Origin of the sequence: Salinicola peritrichatus (genome assembly GCF_003206715.1) — a bacterium.
GTDB lineage: Bacteria > Pseudomonadota > Gammaproteobacteria > Pseudomonadales > Halomonadaceae > Salinicola > Salinicola peritrichatus.
This window is the reverse complement of record NZ_PZJU01000034.1, coordinates 34874-55699: the sequence shown is the minus strand read 5'-3', so window position 1 is coordinate 55699 and position 20826 is coordinate 34874. Positions and strand designations below refer to the sequence as shown.

The 20826-nt window shown below is 64.3% G+C and carries 20 protein-coding genes; 10 read left to right on the top strand and 10 right to left on the bottom strand.

Annotated features, from left to right (window positions below; translation table 11 throughout):
• Window positions 1-577 (top strand): IS630 family transposase (locus tag DOM57_RS13720; RefSeq protein ID WP_110649769.1); only part of this gene is annotated, 577 nt, incomplete at its 5' end.
• Between the two features lie 65 nt (window positions 578-642).
• Here the strand turns inward: DOM57_RS13720 and DOM57_RS13715 are convergent.
• From DOM57_RS13715 to DOM57_RS13700, 4 genes are all read right to left on the bottom strand, one after another.
• Complete coding sequence (locus tag DOM57_RS13715) at window positions 643-2031, bottom strand: sodium:solute symporter family protein (RefSeq protein ID WP_204352976.1); 1389 nt, start codon at window positions 2029-2031, stop codon at window positions 643-645.
• A gap of 124 nt (window positions 2032-2155) precedes the next feature.
• Window positions 2156-3421, bottom strand: coding sequence for a metal-dependent hydrolase family protein (locus DOM57_RS13710; RefSeq protein ID WP_110649767.1), 1266 nt, complete (start codon window positions 3419-3421; stop codon window positions 2156-2158).
• 147 nt (window positions 3422-3568) lie between these two features.
• On the bottom strand, window positions 3569-4501 hold the full coding sequence (locus DOM57_RS13705; RefSeq protein WP_110649766.1) for a LysR substrate-binding domain-containing protein: 933 nt from the start codon (window positions 4499-4501) through the stop codon (window positions 3569-3571).
• Window positions 4502-4604: 103 nt separating this feature from the next.
• Window positions 4605-5504: a LysR family transcriptional regulator gene (locus DOM57_RS13700; RefSeq protein WP_110649765.1), complete on the bottom strand. Its 900-nt coding sequence runs from the start codon at window positions 5502-5504 to the stop codon at window positions 4605-4607.
• Between the two features lie 135 nt (window positions 5505-5639).
• Here DOM57_RS13700 and DOM57_RS13695 point away from each other — a divergent pair, with 135 nt between their 5' ends.
• Complete coding sequence (locus tag DOM57_RS13695) at window positions 5640-6509, top strand: aldo/keto reductase family oxidoreductase (protein ID WP_110649764.1); 870 nt, start codon at window positions 5640-5642, stop codon at window positions 6507-6509.
• A 220-nt stretch (window positions 6510-6729) separates the two neighbouring features.
• On the opposite strand, the gene DOM57_RS13690 is transcribed toward DOM57_RS13695, so the two are convergent.
• Together DOM57_RS13690 and DOM57_RS13685 are read right to left on the bottom strand one after the other, a co-directional pair.
• A complete protein-coding gene (locus DOM57_RS13690; protein WP_110649763.1) occupies window positions 6730-8001 on the bottom strand; it encodes a cation:proton antiporter in 1272 nt (423 codons plus the stop codon).
• Window positions 8002-8211: 210 nt separating this feature from the next.
• Window positions 8212-8898 (bottom strand): GntR family transcriptional regulator, encoded by a 687-nt coding sequence (locus DOM57_RS13685; protein WP_110649762.1) that lies wholly within the window; start codon window positions 8896-8898, stop codon window positions 8212-8214.
• Window positions 8899-9073: 175 nt separating this feature from the next.
• Here DOM57_RS13685 and DOM57_RS13680 point away from each other — a divergent pair, with 175 nt between their 5' ends.
• The 4 genes from DOM57_RS13680 (at window position 9074) to DOM57_RS13665 (ending at window position 13260) form a co-directional block, all read left to right on the top strand.
• The gene (locus DOM57_RS13680; RefSeq protein ID WP_110649761.1) at window positions 9074-10126 is read left to right on the top strand and encodes a histone deacetylase family protein; all 1053 of its coding nucleotides are present in this window, start codon (window positions 9074-9076) and stop codon (window positions 10124-10126) included.
• Complete coding sequence (locus DOM57_RS13675) at window positions 10126-11220, top strand: phosphotransferase (RefSeq protein ID WP_110649760.1); 1095 nt, start codon at window positions 10126-10128, stop codon at window positions 11218-11220. The genes DOM57_RS13680 and DOM57_RS13675 overlap by 1 nt, the downstream gene beginning before the upstream one ends.
• Window positions 11217-12497 carry an aspartate aminotransferase family protein gene (locus DOM57_RS13670; protein ID WP_110649759.1) on the top strand — a complete coding sequence of 427 codons (1281 nt, stop codon included), beginning with the start codon at window positions 11217-11219 and terminating at the stop codon, window positions 12495-12497. Before DOM57_RS13675 ends, DOM57_RS13670 begins: the two co-directional genes overlap by 4 nt.
• A gap of 67 nt (window positions 12498-12564) precedes the next feature.
• Window positions 12565-13260: an SDR family NAD(P)-dependent oxidoreductase gene (locus DOM57_RS13665; RefSeq protein ID WP_110649758.1), complete on the top strand. Its 696-nt coding sequence runs from the start codon at window positions 12565-12567 to the stop codon at window positions 13258-13260.
• Between the two features lie 153 nt (window positions 13261-13413).
• On the opposite strand, the gene DOM57_RS13660 is transcribed toward DOM57_RS13665, so the two are convergent.
• From DOM57_RS13660 to DOM57_RS21830, 3 genes are all read right to left on the bottom strand, one after another.
• Window positions 13414-14514 carry an NADH:flavin oxidoreductase/NADH oxidase gene (locus DOM57_RS13660; RefSeq protein ID WP_110649757.1) on the bottom strand — a complete coding sequence of 367 codons (1101 nt, stop codon included), beginning with the start codon at window positions 14512-14514 and terminating at the stop codon, window positions 13414-13416.
• A gap of 162 nt (window positions 14515-14676) precedes the next feature.
• Window positions 14677-15876 (bottom strand): zinc metallochaperone GTPase ZigA, encoded by a 1200-nt coding sequence (gene zigA / locus DOM57_RS13655; protein ID WP_110649756.1) that lies wholly within the window; start codon window positions 15874-15876, stop codon window positions 14677-14679.
• Between the two features lie 137 nt (window positions 15877-16013).
• Window positions 16014-16247 carry a hypothetical protein gene (locus DOM57_RS21830; RefSeq protein WP_162619538.1) on the bottom strand — a complete coding sequence of 78 codons (234 nt, stop codon included), beginning with the start codon at window positions 16245-16247 and terminating at the stop codon, window positions 16014-16016.
• Between DOM57_RS21830 and phnD the strand changes: the two genes are divergently transcribed.
• The 4 genes from phnD to phnE (DOM57_RS13635) are packed head-to-tail and all read left to right on the top strand — an operon-like array spanning window position 16246 to window position 19613.
• The gene (gene phnD, locus DOM57_RS13650; protein ID WP_239496228.1) at window positions 16246-17166 is read left to right on the top strand and encodes a phosphate/phosphite/phosphonate ABC transporter substrate-binding protein; all 921 of its coding nucleotides are present in this window, start codon (window positions 16246-16248) and stop codon (window positions 17164-17166) included. The two genes, DOM57_RS21830 and phnD, sit on opposite strands and share 2 nt — an antisense overlap.
• Window positions 17167-17221: 55 nt before the next feature.
• Entirely contained in the window at window positions 17222-18013 is a 792-nt protein-coding gene (phnC, locus tag DOM57_RS13645) for a phosphonate ABC transporter ATP-binding protein (protein WP_110649754.1), read from the top strand.
• Window positions 18010-18816 carry a phosphonate ABC transporter, permease protein PhnE gene (gene phnE / locus DOM57_RS13640; RefSeq protein WP_110649753.1) on the top strand — a complete coding sequence of 269 codons (807 nt, stop codon included), beginning with the start codon at window positions 18010-18012 and terminating at the stop codon, window positions 18814-18816. Before phnC ends, phnE (DOM57_RS13640) begins: the two co-directional genes overlap by 4 nt.
• The gene (gene phnE / locus DOM57_RS13635; protein ID WP_110649752.1) at window positions 18813-19613 is read left to right on the top strand and encodes a phosphonate ABC transporter, permease protein PhnE; all 801 of its coding nucleotides are present in this window, start codon (window positions 18813-18815) and stop codon (window positions 19611-19613) included. The genes phnE (DOM57_RS13640) and phnE (DOM57_RS13635) overlap by 4 nt, the downstream gene beginning before the upstream one ends.
• 24 nt (window positions 19614-19637) lie before the next feature.
• On the opposite strand, the gene DOM57_RS13630 is transcribed toward phnE (DOM57_RS13635), so the two are convergent.
• Entirely contained in the window at window positions 19638-20657 is a 1020-nt protein-coding gene (locus DOM57_RS13630; protein WP_110649751.1) for a CNNM domain-containing protein, read from the bottom strand.
• Window positions 20658-20826 lie beyond the last annotated feature (169 nt).

Here is a 20826-nt window from a genome sequence, read left to right as displayed (position 1 = left end):
GTTATCGGTTGATGAAAAAAGCCAGATTCAAGCGTTGAACCGCACCCAACCCGGACTCCCACTGACTGTCGGCAAACCTGCAACGCGCACCCATGACTACCAGCGCCATGGGACGACGTCGCTGTTCGCTGCCCTGGACGTGGCGACGGGTGAGGTCATTGGACGTCTCAAGCGTCGCCATCGCAGCGCGGAGTTCATCACGTTTCTCAATGCCATCGACAGGGATGTGCCAGCGGGCTTGGATGTTCACCTCATCATGGACAATTATGGGACTCATAAGACGGACAAGGTGAAAACCTGGTTGTCAGAGAGGCCGCGCTATCATGTCCATTTCACCCCCACATCGGCCTCATGGCTGAATCTGGTGGAGCGCTTTTTCTCCACGATCAGCGAGAAATGGATCAAGCGGCAAGCGCACACTAGCGTAAGCGATTTGGAAAAATCGATTCGGCATTATCTGACGATTTACAACGAAGATCCCCAACCGTTCCAGTGGCGAAAAACGGCGGATGACATTATCGCCTCTGTTGGCAGAGCGGCTGCCTCACTGAATCGGCAGAAAGACAGGCCTGATTAATGAGTCTTACTTGTAAAACACCACACTAGCGCGGAATGCCACGATGCAAGACACCCAGCACGCAATCAGCTGCTCATCGATACCGCCGGCTGACGTTTGCCAGCCAGGCTGACCAGGATCAGTGTGACCGCCGCCAGTGGCATGGCCACCAGCACGCTGTTCCAGCCCATCGGCTTGCCCAGCGCGATCTCCCACACCAGCGTCATGACGCCGCCGACGATCATCGCCGCCAGTGCGCCGGCCGGCGTCGCCCGCGGCCATAGCAGCGCAGCCAGGAAGACCGGGGTGATGGCGGCACCATACATGCCGTAGGAGTACATCTGCATCGCCAGCACGCTGGGGAAGAACGCCCCGAGGATCCACGCCAGTACGCCCAGGCCGACGACGGTCAGCCGGTTGACCATCAGTGCCTTGCCTGGCGCGATCTGGATCTTCAGCAGACCGCCGAGGATGTCCTGCGTCAGGCTGGCGGATGCCGAGAGCAGATAGGAGTTCCCCGTCGTCAGCAGCAGCGCCACGATCGAGGCCAGCAACAGGCCACCGACGACCGTGGGCAAACCCTGCTGTGCCAGCGTCATCATGGCCGTGGAAGGCGTGATGTCGGGGTACATCACCCGCGTGGCGCAGACCAGCAGGGTGATCAGGCCGGTACAGACGATCGAGGCGATCACCAGGCCCATGGCGGCCTTCTTGGCCGTGGCCGGATCACGCGCGGCGGCAAAGCGCTGGAACAGATTCTGATCGCCCAGGATCAGCAGGAACAGCGGCAGGAAGTAGCCCAGCGCCTGCCATGACGACAGCCCGCCCAGCAGCGTGCGATGCGTTGCTGGCAGCGCTTCCAGCATGCCGTCGAGACCGCCCAGCCGCGTCAGCACCAGGGGCAACGCGATCAACATGCTGCCGAAGATGATCACGGCGCTGAGATAGTCGGTGTACGCCACCGAGACCAGCCCGCCCATGGTCGCCAGGCCGATCATCACCACCGCAGCGATCAGCACGCCCTGCCACACCGGCAGGCCGAAGGCCAGGTTGAGCGCCTGGCCGGCACCGGTGAACTGGTAGGAGACGATGCCGACGTAGGCCAGCAGAATGATCAGCGAGGCGATGGAGCGTGCCGTGGGTCCGAAGCGCTCCTCGATCAGACCGGGAATGGTGGTTGCCCGCGAACGCCGCATCTTTCGCGCCAGCAGGAAATAGACCACCAGAGCGGCAATCGGCGTGCCGGCGAAGAAGAAGATCGCCGCACCCGGCCCGTGCTGAAACACGAAGCTGGCACCGCCGACGATCGACCCCGAACCGACGAAAGTCGCCAGTAGCGTCGCAGTCAGGACCATCGTGGAGAGCGAACGTCCCGCCACGATGAAGTCGGTATCGTCGTGGACCTTGCGCCGCGAGAAGTACAGTCCGATGACGATCATCAGCAAGATATAGGCAATGACGAAGAATGCCTGCATGGTCGCAGTCTCCTTTTATGGTTGTTATTTGCTTCGGTCGTTATTGGCTTCGATCGCTATTCGCTCGAAGCCGTCATTCGGATACCGGCACTTGCGATACCGGCATTCGCGTGTCGTCGCGATGTCAGCGGCTCAATCGATCCTTGACCGCGCGACCGCTCTGCATGATCAGAGAAAGATGCTCGCCCTGGCCGGTCAGCAGCCGCATGTCTTCCAGCGGATTGCCGTCGACCACGATCAGGTCCGCCCGGGCGCCCGGCGCGATACAGCCGATCTCGCCTTCCATGCGCAGAAGCTTGGCGGCGGTCAGCGTGGCGCTGCGGATCACCTCGTGCGGCGGCAATACCTGAGCGCGGATCACGAACTCTTCGGACTGGTGCGGCTGCATCTCGCCGAGCAGATCGGTGCCGAAGGCCATCGGCAGGCCCGCCTCGCGCATGGTCTGCAGACTCTCGAGTCCGGCCAGGCGCACGTCGTCGATCTTGGCCACGGATTCCGGCTTGAGCCCATATTCCGCCCCTTCCGCCTTCAGCCGCTCGTAGGTGACGAGCGTCGGACACGCCATGGCGCCGCGTTCGGCGGCCAGTTGCGCCGTCTCGAAGGTGATCAGGTTGCAGTGCTCGAGCGAATGAACGCCGGCTTTCACGGCACGCCGGATCGCTTCGTCGGTGTAGAGGTGCGCGCTGACGTAGGTCTGGGCGTTGCTGGCTTCCTCGACGATCGTCTCGAGCTCGGCGACAGAGAAGCTCAGAAAATCGATGGGATCGCTGGGAGACGACACGCCGCCGTTGGCCATCACCTTGATGAACTGGGCACCGGCCTTGATCTCCTGACGCACGGCCCGCCGCACGGATTCGACGCCGTCACAGATGCGCCCCATGGAGCCCAGACGCCGGGTCTGGTACTGATCGTCGCGCTCGTCATAGAAGCCGCGATAGTCGTTGTGGCCGCCGGTCTGGGACAACGCCTTGCCACAGATCACCAGTTGCGGGCCGACGAAATGCCCTTCCGCCACCGCCTGCTGAATGCCGCGATCGGCACCGCCGACGTCACGCACGGTGGTGAAACCTCGCATCAACATGCCTTTCAGGAGCGGCGTGGCGCGGGCCGCGATCAGGGAATCGGGAAGCAGCGCGTTGGCGCCGAGATCGGCGGTCGTCGCGATGACGTGCACGTGGCAGTCGATCAGTCCGGGCATCAGGGTTCGACCCTGAAGGTCGACGACGCGGGCGTGTGGCGCGTCGATCGACTCGTCAGCCACCTGAACGATGCGGCCATTCTCGACCAGGACCTGGACGCCGGTACGCGGTTCGGACGACGAACCGTCGACCACGTCGGCATTACGGAACAGGACGGCTTGCGAGGAGCGTGAAGAGGAGAGTTCGGTCATGGATTGGGCTCTTGGGAGGCGATGTTGTGCTTGTGAAGTACTGTCGTGATAGTCATCCGAATACGGCATGAGCCTACCCAGCGCCTCGAGAACCTGAAAACGCAAAAAACGCATGCATGCATGCGGTCAACGCATCGATCGTGCGCTTCATTCGGTGGCGGGGGCCGCCTCCATCAACCAGCGCTTGAAGCAGCGCGTGGCGAAGTTTTCCCGCCGCTCTTCGGGCGTGACGAGGAAGTAGCCGCCGCCATGGCTGGCCCAGTGATCGGACGCCCGTACCAGCAGGCCACGTTCGATCTGACTGTCGATCACGTGCTGCCAGCCGAGCACGACGCCCTGCCCATGGACGGCCATTTCGACCAGCGACGGATAGTGATTGAATACCACGGCGTTGTTCGTCGATGCGCTGGCGAGCTGGTGATAGCCGAACCAGTCCTCCCAAGAGATCCATAAACTCTGAGCATCTTCCAGCGTCAGTAGCGTCTCCTGCAGCAGATGCCCGGGTTGAAGCCGCTGATCGTCAGAGAGCCCGTGACGATCGCGACACGCCTCTAGATAAGCGGGCGCGCACACCGGAAAGACCTTTTCCGGAATCAGGTAGTGCGTCTCGAAACCCGGCAGGGTCTCTCGCTTCAGGTAGTAAAGGCCGATGTCGAACTCGAACGACGACAGCGAGGTGACGCCGTCGCGCACGATCAGGCGCAGCTTGACGTTGGGATACTCGCGGCGGAACCGGCTCAGCTTAGGCGCCATCCAGAACTGCGCCACGCCGGCGGTGCAGGCCACCGTCAGCTCGTTCTCTCCGGTGCTCTTCATCACCTCGGCGGTGGCGTGAACGCAGTCATCCAGAATGGCCCGAACCTGCAGCGCGTAGGTCTCGCCGGCGCGGGTGAGAATCAGCCGACGCTGCTGACGCACGAACAGCTGCCGCCCCAGAAACTCCTCGAGATGCACGATCTGGCGGCTGATCGCGCTCTGGGAAAGATTCAGTTCGACCGCGGCCCGCGTGAAGCTCATGTGGCGTACGGCGGCTTCGAAGGCAACCAGAGAATTCAGCGGAGGCAGCGGCGACATGCGCATGGGACAAGCTCCGATCAGCGAGAACGACACAGGATACGCTATCTTCCGGCTCGGTCGCTGAGGCTGATTTCCGAGAACAGAGACTCTGCGAGATTGCGTCGCGCTAGGCGCGCTCGCGAACGAAATCGATGAAGGCCCGCAGCGGCGCGGGCACCAGGCGACGGCCGGAATAGTAGAGATAGGGGCCGGAAAAACGCGGCCACCAGGATTCGAGTACCGGCACCAGTGCGCCGCTGGCAAGATACGGTTCGACCCACTGCTCGAAGATCATGATCAGACCGACGCCCTGCAGTGCGGCTTCGACGCCGAGGTCGACCCCGCCGCCAATGCTGACTTCCAAAGGCCCGCGAGGCTCGATTTGGATCAGCTCTTCGCCCTTTTCGAACTCCCAGGCAGGCAGGTTGCCGTTGGTGAAGCGGCCACGAATGCACGCGTGCTGCAGCAGTTCCTGCGGATGCACGGGCATGCCGCGACGCGCCAGATAGTCGGGCGAGGCGACCAGCGCGAAACGCTGCTCGCGTGGGCCGATGGGCACGGCGATCATGTCCTGCTCCAGGCGTTCGTCGTAGCGAATGCCGGCATCGTATCCCGCAGCGAGAATATTGGTCACCGCGCTGTCGGCCGTGATCTCGACGCGGATCTCCGGATACGCCTTGAGAAAGGCGGGCAGAATCGAGGGCAATACCAGTCGCGAGGCGCTGACCGGCACGTTGAGCCGCAGCGTGCCGGCCGGCCGATTCTTGAACCCGTTGATCGCATCCAGCGCGCTTTCCACTTCCGCCAACGCAGGCGATAGCCGCGCGACCAGCGCTTCACCCGCCTGCGTCAGTGTGACCGCCCGCGTGGTGCGATGAAACAACCGAACACCCAGCCGGGTCTCGGCCCGACGCACCGCATCGCTCAAACGTGAAGGACTGCTGCCGGTAAGTCGCGCGGCTTCTCGAAACCCGTTGGCCTTGGCGACGGCCAGCACCGCCTGTAGATCAGCGAGATCCGCGCTCATTGTGCATTTCCCCGTACGACCTGTCTCGATTGAATAGAATAGTCGCACAGCGGGGGTAGGCCTACCATGAAGTCGTTCTATCCGCTGTTCTCCAAGCACCGTTTCCAAAACACTGCCTTCGCAAGGAGTGAACGCATGTCCCTCATCGACAAAGCCGGCACCTACGCCCTCGGCGACCGCCGGGTCAAACGCATGGGGTATGGCGCCATGCAGCTCGCCGGTCCCGGCGTGTTCGGCCCGCCCAGGGATCCGACCCGTGCCGTGCAGGTGCTCAAGGACGCGATCGCCGCGGGCATTGATCATATCGACACTTCGGATTTCTACGGCCCCCACGTCACCAACCAGCTGATCAAGCAGGCGCTGCATCCCTATCCCGAAAATCTCTGCATCGTCACCAAGGTGAGCGCCCGACGCGACGAACAAGGCGCCTGGTTGCCCGCGATGTCACCGGCCGAGCTGACCCGGGCGGTGGAAGACAATTTGCGCAACCTGGGCCTCGAGCAGATGGAAGTCGTGAACCTGCGCAGCATGCTCGACGTTCACGGCCCGGCGGAAGGCTCGCTGGAAGCGCCGTTGACGACGCTTGCGGAGCTGCGCGAGCGCGGGTTGATCAAGCACATCGGGCTGAGCAACGTTACCGCCAGACAGGTCGCGGACGGGCAGAAGATCGTCCCTATCGCCTGCGTGCAGAATCAGTACAACCTGGCCAATCGTGACGACGATGCGTTGATCGACCAGCTTGCCGCGGACGGCATTCCCTATGTGCCGTTCTTCCCGCTGGGCGGATTCACGCCGTTGCAGTCGGACACGCTTTTCCAGGTGGCGAAGACGCTCGACGCGACGCCGATGCAGGTGGCGCTGGCCTGGCTGCTCAGGCGTTCGCCCAATATTCTGCTGATTCCCGGCACCTCGTCGCCCGAGCATCTGCAGGAAAACATTCACGCGGTGGCGCTGGAAATACCCGATGCCCAGATGGCATTGCTGGATCGTATCGGAGGCGAATAAAACAGCGGGCGTCGGCGACGGCGGCCGGCAGCGCCGTCGGATCTGCTCATGATGGCGACAGCCCGCTGGACCTCGAAGGCGGGCGCGCTGCCGGCATCCGCACGATTCTGGTCAACGTGACGGAGAATCATTGACCAGCGCTCGCCGACTGACACCATCAGGATTGCCAGCGGCTGCTGGCTCAGCTCTGTGCGCGCCGGTCGTCATGACAACGGATCCTTCACCTGGACGTATCGCCTCGTGCGGGCAAGCGCAGGGGAAGCCCGGCAGAATCCTGATGCTCCGGCGAGCTCTGGTCCCGTGATCGACGCGTGTAAGCGCCATAGCGCGCACTCAGCGGTGCGGATGAGAGTCCGTGCAGGTAGATGCTGAGCAAAATGGTCCAGGCGGCGACGATGAAGACGAGATCGGCGCCGGGTACCCCGGCTGTCTCGGCGATGAGTACCGCATAGACGATGGAGGCCAGACCGCGCGGCCCGGCCCAACCGAGAAAGCCCACGCTGGCCGGCGAAAGCCCGGTGCCGAGCAGCGAGATCGCGACGGCAATGGGGCGTACGACGAATAGGCTGATCAGGGCATACACGATGACACGCCAGCTGGCGTCGCCGAGCACGTCGATGACCATGATCGTCCCGAACAGCAGGAAGGTAACCAGAGTGAGCAGCTGCCCTTCGGCCTCGGCGAAGCCGGTGGTGCGGGGCAGCAGCGAACGTGCCGACGTGCCGACCACCAGCCCTGCGCTGAAGGCCGCAACGAAACCATTACCTCCCAGCAGCTCGCTGCCGGCGAACGCCACGGCGGCGAGGGAGATCGTCGCGAGCCGCTGGGTGGTATCCGTGGCCCAGTCGCGCGAGGCACTCCATTCGAGAATGCGCCCGCCAAGCCAGCCCACCGCGACGCCCACGGCAATACCGATACCGACCAACGAGACGAACAGCCCGACATAGCCGAGCGCCGAGCCGGTCTCGTGGCGGGCGACATCGAGCAGCACGGTGATGAACGGGACGGCCAGGCCATCGTTGAGCCCGCTCTCCACGTTCAGCGTCTGGCGAATTCTTTGTGGCACGGTCTGGTTGCCGACGAATGCCTGGCCAAGCGCTGCATCGGTGGGGGCCAGCGTTGCGGCGAGCAGGGCCACTGCCGCAATCGACAAGGTCGGCAGCAGCAGCAGGCCGGCCCCGGTACCCACGAGGACGGCAAGCGGCAATCCGAAGCCGAGCAGGCGCAGGGCCAGCGTATGCTCTTTCAGTACCTTGCGCAGATCCATGCGCGAGGCATCGGTGAAGAGCACGACGACCAGCGCCGCCTCGGCCAGCGCGCTGATCGTCTCATTGTGGACATCGAAGTGGATGATGCCGAGAACGCCCGGCCCAAGCACGATGCCCGCCGTAGTAAACACTATCGGCATGGTAAGCGGGGAACTCTGCAACCGACCGGCAAGCATTCCAAAGGCCAGTACGGCCAGCGCGACGACGAAAATGTTCGCCTCCATGCGACTGTTCTCCTTGTCTGGTTGCGTCGTCACAACATAGTCGCTGAGATACGGCTGTGCCCGCCTGTAGTTGCCGTTGGTGAAACGGCCTCGAATACAGGTGTTCGCCGAGCGCAACGGCGCCAGCCTGATGTCCGAGGAATAGCACGGCCGCCGGCGCGCGAGCGTTCGAAGATAGCGCCTGATCGACACTCGCAAAACGGTGCCGGGCTAACGTCGTTTATCGAGATCCGACTGCATCGTGGTCAGGAATCGGGTCATCATTTCGTAGCCATCTTCGATATCGCGACGGATCGCGGCGCCGGCGGCGTCGGCATCATGCCGTTCCAGCGCTTCCAGCACCTCCCAATGGTGCTGGATCGCGACCCGCTCGGAGAAGGCGCGATAGGCCAGAGCGATCACCGGCCCGGCGCGCATCCACAGGCTGTCGATAAAGCGCTCGAGCAACGGTGACTCGGCCAGTGCCGCCAGGGCGAAGTGAAACTGCTGGTTGAGTTTCATCGCCTTGGCCATATCGCCGGCGGCGATCGCCCGATGATTGTCCTCCACCTGCCGAGTCAGTGCTTCCATGCCGGCTGCCTCGATGTTCGCCGCGGCCAGCGCTGCTGCCATTCCTTCAAGCTCCAGTCGCAGCCGATAGATTTCGTCGTACTGCGCGACGTCGATCACCGGCACGCGAATGTCGCGGGCGGACCGCATCTCCAGCACCTGCTCCTTGCACAGACGCAAGATCGCATCGCGTACCGGCGTGACGCTGGTGCCGAACTGATCGGCCAGCTCGCGGATACGCAGGCGGTCGTCGGGCTTGAGCTGCCCGCTGATCAGCGAATCGCGTAGGTGGGCGTAGACATTGCCGCCGAGCGAAGCATGCTCGACGCGATCGAACCGGTGATCCATATCGTCTCTCGAAGCGGGAAACCGACGCTACGCTACCGCGAACCCTGGCGCATGCCCAGCCATCATCACCATGACTTGGTTCCTGACGCCACTCGGCGTAAGCTCACTGCCAATATGATGCATCATGCATCTGAATAGCGATAGCGGACCGACAACGACGACCCAGGAGTCACGCGTGCACGTTTTCACGAGCGATACCCATCACGATCACGACCCGCAGTTCTTCGTCGTTCGCGGTCAGGTCCAGCGCAGCAACGAGCAGCCGGAGCGCGCCGAGCGTCTCGAGCAAGCGGCAAGGCGCGCCGGCCATACGCTCATGCCCGCCGCCGCCTTCGGCCGCGAACCGCTGGAATCGGTGCACACGCCGCGCTATCTCGACTTTCTCGAGCACGTGCATGCCCGCTGGCTCGAGCTGGAAGATCGTAACCCCGAGGAGGTCGTCGCCAACATCCATCCGTTCCCCGGCGAGCCCTGCACCTATCCCGACCACCTGGTCGGCCGGGTCGGCTTTCACCTGGGCGACATGGCCGCGTCGGTCGGCGCCGGCACCTGGCGGGCCGCGATCGGCGCCGCCAATTGCGCGTTGAGCGCCACAGCGCACGTATCCGCGGGCCATGCTCCGTCAGATAAGGTTCAGCCTGGTCATCAGGTCGCCTATGCGCTGTGCCGGCCGCCGGGACATCATGCCTATGCCGAACGCGCCAACGGCTTCTGCTATCTCAACAACGCTGCCATCGCGGCCTGCGATCTGCGCCGACATCACGAACGCGTGGCGATACTCGATATCGACGTCCATCACGGCAACGGCAACCAGGGCATCTTCTACGAGCGCGCCGACGTGCTGACGGTATCGCTGCATGCCGACCCGCATTTCATGACGCCATTCTTCACTGGCCATGCTCACGAGACCGGACGCCACGAGGGCGAGGGTTACAACCTCAATCTGCCGCTGCCCAAGGGGCTGGATACCGTGGGTTATCTGCGCGAGCTGGATCGCGCCTGCGAGCGCATCGCCGCGTTTGCCCCCGGGGCGCTGGTGGTATCGCTGGGGCTCGATGCCTACGAACACGATCCCTACCAGGGCGTGGCGGTGACCACCGAAGGCTTCGAACGCATCACCCGGCGCATCGCCCAGCTCGGCCTGCCCACCGTGCTCATACAGGAAGGCGGCTATCTCTCCGATGCGCTGGGCGACAATCTGGCAAGCGCCCTGGCGGGATTTGCGTGATGACCGACCGAGCGAGTCCGGACGAAGACGTGCTGGACGCACCAGCGCTGGAGGTTTCCCTCACTACCGCGCGACAGCTGCTCGAAGCGCGTTTCGGCCTCGAAGCCACGCTCGAGCCGCTGGCCGGCGAACGCGATCGCAACTTCCGCGCCACCGCTGCCGACGGCCGCCGCTATCTGCTCAAGTTCACCCATCCGGCGGAGCGCGAGACGGTGACGGACTTCCAGGTTCGTGCGCTGACGCGGCTGGCCGAGCGCGATCCGACCCTGCCAATTCCGCGCGTGGTGAACGCCCTCGATGGTGATCCGGCGCCGCCCCATCGACTCGAGGACGGCCGGATCAGCCGTGTGCGCCTGTCGACCTTCGTGGCGGGAACGCCGCTGGCCGGGCGGGTGCCGTCACGGACCTTCCGTCGCACGCTGGGCGTCTGGCTGGCGCGTATCGACGACGCGCTCGCCGACTTCCAGCATCCGGTGGCCGATCAGCCCATGCCTTGGGATCTGCAGCGTGCCGATGCGCTGATGCCGCAGACCAACAGCCTGGTCGAGGCCGAGGAGCGTGAGTTGATCCGCCAGCACCTGAGCGACTTCCGCGACCGGCTGCGACCGCGTCTGGCCCGGCTGCCACGCCAGCCGATCCACAACGATCTCAATGGCCATAACGTATTGTTCGACCCGAAATCGCTGATCGACGGCGTTGCCGATTGGCCGGCAGGGATCATCGACTTCGGCGACATGCTCTTCGCCCCCCGGATCGTCGACCTGGCCGTCGCTGCGGCGTACCAGATGAACGATCCCGACGATCCGCTGGCCGGCTCGCTGGCGCTGATTGCCGGCTATCATCGGCAGTCGGCGCTGCGTGCCGAGGAGGTCGAACTGCTGCGCGGTCTGGTCGAGACGCGGCTCGCCATGGCGATCACCGTCTCGACCTACCGCGCCAGCCGGCATCCGGAAAATGCCGCCTATCTGCTGCGCAATACCGCCGGTTCGTGGCGGGCTCTGCGCCACTGCGCCAGCCTGCCGGCCGCGACATTCGAACGCCGCCTGTCAGCGGCGCTCGACGACGCCACCATCGCGGGAGGCCCGCACGCATGACGGACCCTTACGACGACACCCTACTCGAACGCCGCCGCCGTCTGCTCGGTGCCTCCTACCGGCTGTTCTACGACGAGCCGTTCCATCCGGTACGCGGTGACGGCGTGTGGCTCTTCGACCGCCATGGCGCGCCGCACCTGGACGCCTACAACAACGTCGCCTGCGTTGGCCACTGCCATCCTCGCGTGGTAGAGGCGATCGCCCGTCAGGCGGCCACGCTCAATACCCACACCCGCTACCTGCACGAGACGATACTCGACTGCGCCGAGCGTCTGACCGAGTCGCTTCCCGCGCCGCTGGCGCAGATGGTGTTCACCTGCTCCGGCAGCGAGGCCAACGATCTGGCCCTGCGCATGGCACGCACGTTCACCGGCGGCGAGGGGCTGATCGTTACCGAATTCGCCTATCACGGCGTGACCCAGGCGATTGCAGAGGCCTCGCCGTCGCTGGGCAGCCGCGTCAGGCTAGGCGATGCCGTCAGGACCGTACCGTCACCGGTCGACTGCGGCGACGGTGAAGCTGCCATGGGGCAGCGCTTCGCCGCCGGCGTGCAGGCGGCGATCGACGATCTCGTCGCTCACGGCATTCGTCCCGCGGCCCTGCTGCTCGACGGCGTGTTTTCCAGCGACGGGATCGTTACCGATCCGGTCGAATTCCTCGCCCCGGCGGTGGCGACGATCCGTCGTGCCGGCGGACTCTACATCGCCGACGAGGTACAGGCGGGACTCGGCCGCACCGGCACGATGTGGGGCTTTGCACGTCATGGCGTCACGGCCGACCTGGTCACGCTGGGCAAGCCCCTGGGCAACGGTCATCCGGTGGCGGGAGTCGTGGCGCGACGCGACGTGATGGATCACTTCGGCGAGGTCGCGCGCTACTTCAATACCTTCGGCGGCAATCCGGTGGCCTGCGCTGCCGCACTCGCGGTACAGGAGGTGATGGCAGAAGAGGACGTCATCGACAACGCCGCCCGCGTCGGACGTTACCTGCACGACTGCCTGGACGAGCTGGCCAGGGCGAGCGAGCGGCTCGGCGAGGTGCGCGGCAGCGGTCTGCTGGCTGGGGTCGATGTCCTCGATGCCGAAGGTCGCCCGGACGCTGCAGGCGCACAGACCCTGGTCGATGGGCTGCGTCGGCGCCGTGTGCTGATCAGCGCCACCGGCCCCCACGGCAACGTGCTCAAGATCCGCCCGCCGCTGGTATTCGCCCGGGAACACGTGGACAGACTGAGCGACGCGCTGGCGGCTTCGCTCGCGGGATGGGCAACGCCCCGCTAGGCTGACCGGGAAGCCGGCGGCCTGTCACTCGGCCCGCCCCAGACCGTCTCAACTCGAGGAACCAGAGATGTCCAACGACGCCCCCGTGGTCATGGTCAGCGGTGCCAATCGTGGCATCGGTGCCGCCATCGCCGAGACCCTTCACGCCGCCGGCTGGCGCGTCAGCCTCGGTTGTCGGACCGAGCCCGCAGAACGTCCGGAGCGCAATGACTGGCTGGTCTGCCACTACGATGCGCTGGATTCGCAGAGCGCCCGGTCCTGGGTCGAGGAGACGGTACGCGTGTTCGGCGGCATCGATGCGCTGGTCAACAACGCCGGCATTCTCAGCCGCGCCTCGGTGCTGGAAGCGGACAGCGACGAATTCGACCGGGTCATGGCGGTCAACGCCAAGGCGCCGATGCTACTGACGCAGCAGGCCTGGCCCCACCTCGTCGCCGCCGAACGCGGCAAGGTGGTGTCGATCGTGTCGCTCTCGGGCAAGCGGGTGCGCTCGGCGGGGTCGGGGCTCTACGCCATGAGCAAGTTCGCGGCACAGGCGTTCGTCCACGGCCTGCGTCACTGCAGTGCGGAGACGCGTGTGCGCGCCACCGCGATCTGCCCCGGTTTCGTCGCCACCGACATGGCCGCTGGCGCCGATATCGATGCCGAGGAGGTCACCCAGCCCGAGGATGTCGCACGCATCGTTCGCCTGCTGCTGGAACTGCCACCATCGGCCAGCATCGCCGAAGTGCCGGTCAACTGGCGGATCGAGGACACGGTCTAGCGTTCGAGAGCGGAAAGCATTGAACGGTGAGGCGGACCGAGAGAAAGGGCGCCAAACAACATCGCATCCGAATACATCACGCCCCGTATCGCAGCAGCGATACGGGGCGTGGTCGATGCGATCAGCGCGGCGCTCGAAGGCGTTGTTACCGGCTCATTCGAACAGCTGCTTGAGCGTATGCGGCTGGCTGCGCAGATACTGCTTCGGCGCGTGGACGCTGGCGCCGAGCCTGGCGGCGGCGTGCCACGGCCAGCGCGGATCGTAGAGCATGCCGCGTGCCAAGGCGACGGCGTCCGCCTCGCCGCTGAAGACGATACCTTCGGCCTGCTCCGGCTCGGTGATCAGGCCGACCGCAATCACCGGCATGTCGACCTCCTGCTTGATGCGACGCGCGAACGGCAGTTGATAATTGGGGCCGACGTCGAGCGCCTGGCGCGGGTCGAGGCCGCCGCCGGAGCAGTCGATGAAGCTGCAGCCACGCGCGTCCAGCGCCTTCGCCAGCTCGACGCTCTGTTCGAGATCCCAGCCACCTTCGACCCAGTCGCTGCCCGAGATGCGAATGCCTACCGGCTTGTCGGCCGGAAACGCGGCGCGCACCGCGTCGAAGACTTCGAGCACCAGGCGCATGCGGTTCTCCAGGCTGCCGCCGTATTCGTCGTCGCGCCGGTTGGAGAGCGGCGACAGGAATTCGTGCAGCAGGTAGCCGTGGGCGGCATGGATCTCGATCAGCTCGATGCCGAGCCGGTCGGCGCGCTTCGCGGCAGCGATGAAGTCCACCTTGAGCTGCTCGATACGCTCGCGGCTCATTGCCTGCGGCGGGCGCTGGTCCTGCTGATACGGCACGGCGGAAGGCGCGATGGTTTCCCAGCCGCCTTCGCCCAGCCCCAGTTGCGCGCCGCCATTCCAGGGTGCCTGACAGGATGCCTTGCGCCCGGCGTGGGCGAGCTGGATACCGACCGGCATCGGCGAATAGGCTCGCACCGCCTCGAGGGTGCGTGCCATCGCCTGCTCGTTGGCGTCCGAATAGAGGCCCACGTCCCAGGGCGTGATGCGTCCTTCCGGCGATACCGCCGAGGCTTCGATAATCATAAGCCCCGCCCCGGAAAGCGCGAGATGTCCCAGGTGAATGGTGTGCCAGTCCGTCATGCTGCCCTCGCCGTCGGCGGAGTACTGGCACATCGGCGAGATGACGATGCGGTTGGCAAGTTCGAGTTGGCCGAGCTTCAGCGACGTGAAGAGTTTCGGTGTTGCCATGGAACGCTCCTGAGAGAGGTTGGAATGGCACAAAATGTAGCCGGCTAATAATTTCTTGGCAATGGCGCGAATCGGGCCGGGCGGCCAAAAAAAAACCCCGGCCCGACTCTTTCGAGGGGACCGGGGAAACTCTAGTGGAGACCAGACCACAGAGCCGGGAAATCAGGCGGCCATGCCCCAATCCGGGAACGGGTCCTCGAGCGTCAGCCAGTATTCCTTGCCGCGCGCCATCTCCTCTTCCGACAGCAGGCACGCTTCCAGTCGTCGTCGAATGTCCTGGGCGTCGAGCCCCTGGCCGATGAATACCAGTTCCTGGCGCATGTCGCCGAACGGTTCCTGCCACTTGGCCATGATCCATTTCCGCGCCTCGGGGTCCTGCGGCCAGCGGGATTCCGGCACCGAGCGCCAGAACAGGCCGGCGAAGCCGTGATGCGCGATCCCGCCGGCCTGGCTCCACTGGCCGGCGAACTGCGGCCGGCTGGCGAGCCAGAAGAAGCCCTTGGAACGCAGCAGCCTGCCGCCGCCCCAATCGCCATGAAGAACCTCGAAGAACCGCCGCGGATGGAAGGGACGCCGCGCCTCGAACACGAAGCTGGAAATACCGTACTCCTCGGTTTCCGGCACGTGTTCGCCGCGCATCTCCTTGAGCCAGCCCGGCGCCTGCTGCGCCTTTTCGAAGCTGAATCTGCCGGTGTCGATGACCTTGCCGAGCGGCACCCGGCCATGTTCGATGGCCACGATCTCGGCATCGGGATTGAGGCTCCGCAAGACCGCCTTCAACTCGTCGAGTGCGTCCGCGTCGATGAGGTCGGACTTGGAGATCAGCAGTACGTCGCAGAATTCGATCTGATCCACCAGCAGGTCGGCGACGTTGCGCTCGTCTTCCTCGCCGAGGCTCTCCCCGGCGTCGGCCAGCGACTCGGCCTCGTGATACTGCGAGAGGAAATTGGCGCCATCGACCACGGTGACCAACGTGTCCAGGCGCGCCACCTGCGACAGGCTGCGGCCGTTCTCGTCCTCGAAGGTGAATGTCTCCGCCACCGGTAGCGGCTCGGAGATGCCGGTGGATTCGATCACCAGATAATCGAAGCGCCCCTCGTCGGCCAGCCGGTTCACCTCGACCAGCAGATCTTCACGCAGCGTGCAGCAGATGCAGCCGTTGCTCATCTCGACCAGCTTTTCCTCGGCACGATTGAAGCCGATTTCGCGCTCGACCAGGGCGGCATCGATGTTGATTTCGCTCATGTCGTTGACGATCACGGCGATACGGCGACCGTCGCGATTGTTGAGCAGATGATTGAGTACCGTAGTCTTGCCGGCCCCCAGGAAGCCGGACAGCACGGTCACGGGTAACGGATTCATGACAATCTCCTGCAATCAGGTACCGGTCGAACCGGCAGGACAAGCGGAGGTTCCCGCCTTAGAACATTAAATATGTTATAACATAACAATATTGTCGCCAACCCGTTTCTCTGCTCGGAAACGAACATGGATGATGCTCAATAGCGAAAGTCGAATGCGCTTCGCGACGGATTTTGCGCACACTGTGACAAAACCATGACATCGACCACGGCCCTGACCGACAGACAAATCGCGTAGTCGATGTCGCCAATAACGACCTCCGTTTCAGGAGCCAACGCCATGCAACGACGTTCCTCGCGATCCACGTCGCTTTCTCCAAGCTCGCCTCTCTCGTTTTTGACCACCTTGGCCCTGGGTTGCGGTATCGCCATGTCGGCGTCCGCCGCCGAGGAGTGTTCGCAGCGTGGCGATCTGGCGCCGATGTACTGCGACGCCGACGGCGACCTGGTGGCCGACGCGCCGACCGATCCGTCGCAGTACCTCGATCCCGACCCGCTGGTCTTCGCCTATACCCCGGTGGAGGACCCCGCCATCTATGCCGACATCTGGGACCCGTTCATCGAGCACCTCAGCGAGGTCACCGGCAAGGACGTGCGCTTCTACGCGGTCCAGTCCAACGCCGCCGAGATCGAGGCGATGCGCAGCGGCCGCATCCAGGTGGCCGGTTTTTCCACCGGCCCGACGCCGTTCGCGGTCAACCTTGCCGGCGCCGTCCCGTTCGCGATCATGGGCAGCGACGACGGCGAGTTCGGCTATACCCTGCAGGTCTACACTCGCAAGGACAGCGGCATCGACGAACTGAGCGACCTCAAGGGCAAGCGGGTGGCCCACACCTCGCCGACCTCCAATTCCGGCAATCTCGCGCCTCGTGCGCTGTTCCCCAAGCAGGGCATCACCCCGGACGAGGATTATGAAGTGGTCTACTCCGGCTCGCACGACCAGTCGATGCTGGGAGTGGTCGCCGGCGACTACGACGCCGCGCCGGTGGCCTCCGAAGTGGTCGATCGCATGGCCGAACGCGGTCTTTATGACCCCGACGAGGTCAAGGTCGTGTTCGAGTCGAAGCGCTTCCCGACCACCTCCTATACCTACGCCTACAATCTCGAGCCCGAACTGATCGACAAGATCAAGGAGGCGTTCTTCAGCTTCGACATGGAGGGCACCGAACTCGGCGAGGAGTTCGACGGCGTGACCAAGTTCGTCCCGGTGACGTATCAGAAGGACTGGGAGGTGATTCGCGATATCCAGGATGCCAACGGCGTCGTCTACTCCCAGGAAAACGTCGAGTGAATCGGCGAGGGTCGGCGGCGGCCCGCCGCCGACCGTCATGCGAGGAGAACAACGCATGCTGAGAATCCGCAATCTGGTCAAGCGCTACGGGAACGGAGAACCGGTGCTGCGCGGGCTCGATCTCGACGTGCCCGGCGAGTCGGTGGTTTCGATCATCGGCGCTTCGGGAGCGGGCAAGAGTACGTTGCTGCGCTGCATCAACCGCCTGGTCGAACCCAGCGAGGGCAGCATCGAACTCAACGGCCTGGAATTGACCCGGCTCAAGCGCGAGGAACTGCGCAAGGCGCGACGGCGCATCGGCATGATTTTCCAGGGCTTCAACCTGGTCGATCGACTGACGGTGATGGAGAACGTCCAGTGCGGCCGCCTCGGCTACCTGCCTTACTGGCGCGCGGCGCTGCGCAAGTATCCGGCCGAGGACATAGAACGCGCCTACCATCTGATGGAGCGGGTCGGCATCGCCCACTATGCCAACCAGCGCGCCGATGCGCTTTCCGGCGGCGAGCGCCAACGCGTCGGCGTGGTTCGCGCGCTGATGCAGCAGCCGGAAATCCTGCTCGCCGACGAACCGACGGCATCGCTCGACCCGGTCAGCTCGCGTCAGATCATGGAACTGCTGCAGTCGCTCTCCCAGGAGCTTTCGCTACCGGTATTGATCAATATCCACAATGTCGCCGAGGCCCGGGAATATACGCAGCGCATCGTCGGCATGCGCTTCGGCAAGCTGATTTTCGACGGCGGTCCGGACGATCTCGACCAGTCGGCGATGGACGCGGTCTACAGCGGCACGCCCGCGGCCGAGCGGCAGGAAGCCGCCGCGGGTTCCTGGCGGATGGCCACGTCATGAGCCACGCCGAACACATCACCACGCGCACCTGGCGCAAACCGCCATTCATCGCCAACCCCTGGTTGCGCTGGGGATTGGTGGTCGGGTTCGTGGTCTACGCGATCTGGGCGGTCTCGACGCTGCCGTTCGATATCGAGCGCATCAGCCAGGGCTTCACTCGAGCCGCACGCATCTTTTCCGGCGCCGTGCCGCCCAATTTCTCGCGCTACGAACTGCTGATCGACGGCTTCCTGGAGAGTCTGCAGATTGCCATTCTGGCGACGCTGCTGGGCCTGGCCCTGAGCGTACCGATCGCCTTCATGGCGGCGCGCAACGTCGCCGCCAAGCCGATCTATCTGCTCGGCCGCGCGATCATCATCGTCGCCCGCAGCTTCCATCCGGTGATCGTGGCGATCCTGTTCGTCAAGGCGGTGGGCTTCGGACCGGTGGCCGGTATCCTGACGCTCACGCTCTATTCGATCGGTTTCGTCGCCAAGATGCTGGCGGAGCGCATCGAGGAGATCGACTGGGGCCAGGTGGAGGCGCTGCGCGCCAGTGGCACGCCCTATATCGGCGTGCTGCAGTTCGCGGTATTGCCGCAGGTCATGCCGCGCCAGATCGGCCTGGCGATCTATCAACTCGATAGCAACCTGCGCGCCTCGGCAGTGGTGGGCATCGTCGGCGCCGGCGGCATCGGCGCCACCTTGATGAACGCCTTCGGTCGCTACGACTACGATTTCGCCCTGGCGATCACCCTGGTGATCATCGGCGTGATCCTGATCAGCGAGGCGGTCAGCGGTCGTATCAGGAGGAACATCGGATGAGTACGAGCGTCGCCGAACGGACGTGGACGCGCTATACCCCGGCGCAGCGCTGGAGACGCTTCGCCACGCTGATGATCGTGGTGTTGGCGGTGGTGTGGTCGGTGGAAAGCATCGACATTATCTGGCCCTGGGTATGGGACGCGCCAGCCCAGGTCGGCGATCTGTTCTCACGCATGGTGCCGCCGGACGTGAGCCGACTCGACGCCATCCTGTGGGCATTGGTGGAGACGCTCAACATCGCCACCATTGCGACGTTCGCCGCGGTCTTGCTGTCGTTGCCGATCGCCTACATCGCCGCCCAGAACACCACGCCCAACCGCTTCACGCTGTGGCTGGGGCGCTTCATCCTGGTCTCCAGCCGCTCGGTCAACACGCTGATCTGGGCACTGCTGTTCGTGGCGATCTTCGGCCCGGGGGTATTGGCGGGCATCATCGCGATCATGTTTCGCTCGCTGGGATTTCTCGGCAAGCTGCTGGGCGAGGCGATCGAGGAGATCGACCGCCGCCCGGTCGAGGCGCTGGAGGCCACCGGCGCGTCGCGCGCCAAGGTGGTGCTCTACGCCATCGTACCGCAGGTCGTTCCCACCTTCTTCGCGGTCAGTATCCTGCGCTGGGACATCAACCTGCGTGAATCGACGGTGCTGGGGCTGGTCGGCGCCGGCGGCATCGGCGTGATCCTGCAGGGCGCCATCGATACCCTGGCGTGGCAAATAGTGGCGACGGTGCTGCTGGCGATCATCGTGCTGGTGGTTCTGGGCGAGCTGGTCGCCGCCTGGCTGCGGCGCAAGGTGATCTGAGCGCCCCGCACCGCCCGAGCGGCCTCAGGAGGCATCGGGACGAATCCGCTTCAGCCAGCGCTGCTTGGCGTACTTGCGCAGGTTACGCACGTTGTCGGTCTCGTCGACGATGTCCTGACCGAGAATCGTCTCGATCACGTCCTCCATGGTGATCAGGCCGACCCAACTGCCGTGCTCGTCGTAGACCACCCGCATGTGGTTGTGATCCTTGAGCATCGCGGTGAAGACCTGCTCGACGCTGTCGCTCTCGTCGACTTCGGCAATCGGGTGCATGATCGCCTTGAGCGTCTGCTCATCCTCGGTGTGATAGGTGTCCGCCTTGTGCACGTACCCCAGCGCCCGCTCGGCGCCGTCCATCACGGGATAGCGGGTGAACTGGGCCTTGCCGTAGCGCTGATCGAACTCGGCCACGCGCATGTCCGGCCTCACCGTTTCACACACGGTGCGCGGCGTCATCACGCTCTTCACCGGAATTTCGTGCAGGTTGAGAATATTGACGATGGTGCGTGTCTCGTCGGCATCGAGGGCCTTCTCCTCAAGGCCGATACGCGCCAGCGTCTTGATCTCGCCACGCATGTCGACATCCTTCTCGTACTTGGCGATGCGGTTGGTGATCATCTCGGAAAGCCAGATGAAGGGCAGCAGCGTCGACACCATGAAGCGCAGCAACCGAGGCAGCAGCGGCGCCAGGGCGCGCCAGTAAGTCGCCCCGATCGTCTTGGGAATGATCTCGGAGAACACCAGAATGGCGAAGGTCATCAATGCCGAGGCGATCGCCACGTGGGCCTCGCCGAATATCGCCGCCACCTGTGCACCGACGCCGGTGGCACCGACGGTATGCGCGATGGTGTTGAGGGTCAGAATCGCGGCCAGCGGCCGGTCGATATTGGACTTGAGATCGTTGAGCGAATCGTGGAGGCGCGGGCGCGTTTCCTTGAGCTGGGCGATGTAGCTCGGCGTCAGCGAAAGCAGTGCGGCTTCCAGCACCGAACAGAGGAAGGAAAAACCGATCGAGAGAACGACGAATGCCGTCAGCAGAAGCATATGGGGCCGCTATATGAACAGTGAAGGTCTTTTATCCAGGCTTGGGCGATGGCTGTCAAATCACCGATCCCAGGGCCTGTTCACCCCATGCGCCGCGTGGCCGCGTGGCCGCGTGAATAGCGTGAACAGACCCTAACAGACTAGTCGCGCCCGACCGCCGGGCAAGCGG

What these genes read in the sequence shown, in the direction of transcription:
- DOM57_RS13715 (WP_204352976.1), bottom strand. Translation starts at nt 2,031, where the DNA reads ATGCAGGCATTCTTCGTCATTGCCTATATCTTGCTGATGATCGTCATC.
- DOM57_RS13710 (WP_110649767.1), bottom strand. Translation starts at nt 3,421, where the DNA reads ATGACCGAACTCTCCTCTTCACGCTCCTCGCAAGCCGTCCTGTTCCGT.
- DOM57_RS13705 (WP_110649766.1), bottom strand. Translation starts at nt 4,501, where the DNA reads ATGCGCATGTCGCCGCTGCCTCCGCTGAATTCTCTGGTTGCCTTCGAA.
- DOM57_RS13700 (WP_110649765.1), bottom strand. Translation starts at nt 5,504, where the DNA reads ATGAGCGCGGATCTCGCTGATCTACAGGCGGTGCTGGCCGTCGCCAAG.
- DOM57_RS13695 (WP_110649764.1), top strand. Translation starts at nt 5,640, where the DNA reads ATGTCCCTCATCGACAAAGCCGGCACCTACGCCCTCGGCGACCGCCGG.
- DOM57_RS13690 (WP_110649763.1), bottom strand. Translation starts at nt 8,001, where the DNA reads ATGGAGGCGAACATTTTCGTCGTCGCGCTGGCCGTACTGGCCTTTGGA.
- DOM57_RS13685 (WP_110649762.1), bottom strand. Translation starts at nt 8,898, where the DNA reads ATGGATCACCGGTTCGATCGCGTCGAGCATGCTTCGCTCGGCGGCAAT.
- DOM57_RS13675 (WP_110649760.1), top strand. Translation starts at nt 10,126, where the DNA reads ATGACCGACCGAGCGAGTCCGGACGAAGACGTGCTGGACGCACCAGCG.
- DOM57_RS13670 (WP_110649759.1), top strand. Translation starts at nt 11,217, where the DNA reads ATGACGGACCCTTACGACGACACCCTACTCGAACGCCGCCGCCGTCTG.
- DOM57_RS13665 (WP_110649758.1), top strand. Translation starts at nt 12,565, where the DNA reads ATGTCCAACGACGCCCCCGTGGTCATGGTCAGCGGTGCCAATCGTGGC.
- DOM57_RS13660 (WP_110649757.1), bottom strand. Translation starts at nt 14,514, where the DNA reads ATGGCAACACCGAAACTCTTCACGTCGCTGAAGCTCGGCCAACTCGAA.
- zigA (WP_110649756.1), bottom strand. Translation starts at nt 15,876, where the DNA reads ATGAATCCGTTACCCGTGACCGTGCTGTCCGGCTTCCTGGGGGCCGGC.
- phnD (WP_239496228.1), top strand. Translation starts at nt 16,246, where the DNA reads ATGTCGGCGTCCGCCGCCGAGGAGTGTTCGCAGCGTGGCGATCTGGCG.
- DOM57_RS21830 (WP_162619538.1), bottom strand. Translation starts at nt 16,247, where the DNA reads ATGGCGATACCGCAACCCAGGGCCAAGGTGGTCAAAAACGAGAGAGGC.
- phnC (WP_110649754.1), top strand. Translation starts at nt 17,222, where the DNA reads ATGCTGAGAATCCGCAATCTGGTCAAGCGCTACGGGAACGGAGAACCG.
- phnE (WP_110649753.1), top strand. Translation starts at nt 18,010, where the DNA reads ATGAGCCACGCCGAACACATCACCACGCGCACCTGGCGCAAACCGCCA.
- phnE (WP_110649752.1), top strand. Translation starts at nt 18,813, where the DNA reads ATGAGTACGAGCGTCGCCGAACGGACGTGGACGCGCTATACCCCGGCG.
- DOM57_RS13630 (WP_110649751.1), bottom strand. Translation starts at nt 20,657, where the DNA reads ATGCTTCTGCTGACGGCATTCGTCGTTCTCTCGATCGGTTTTTCCTTC.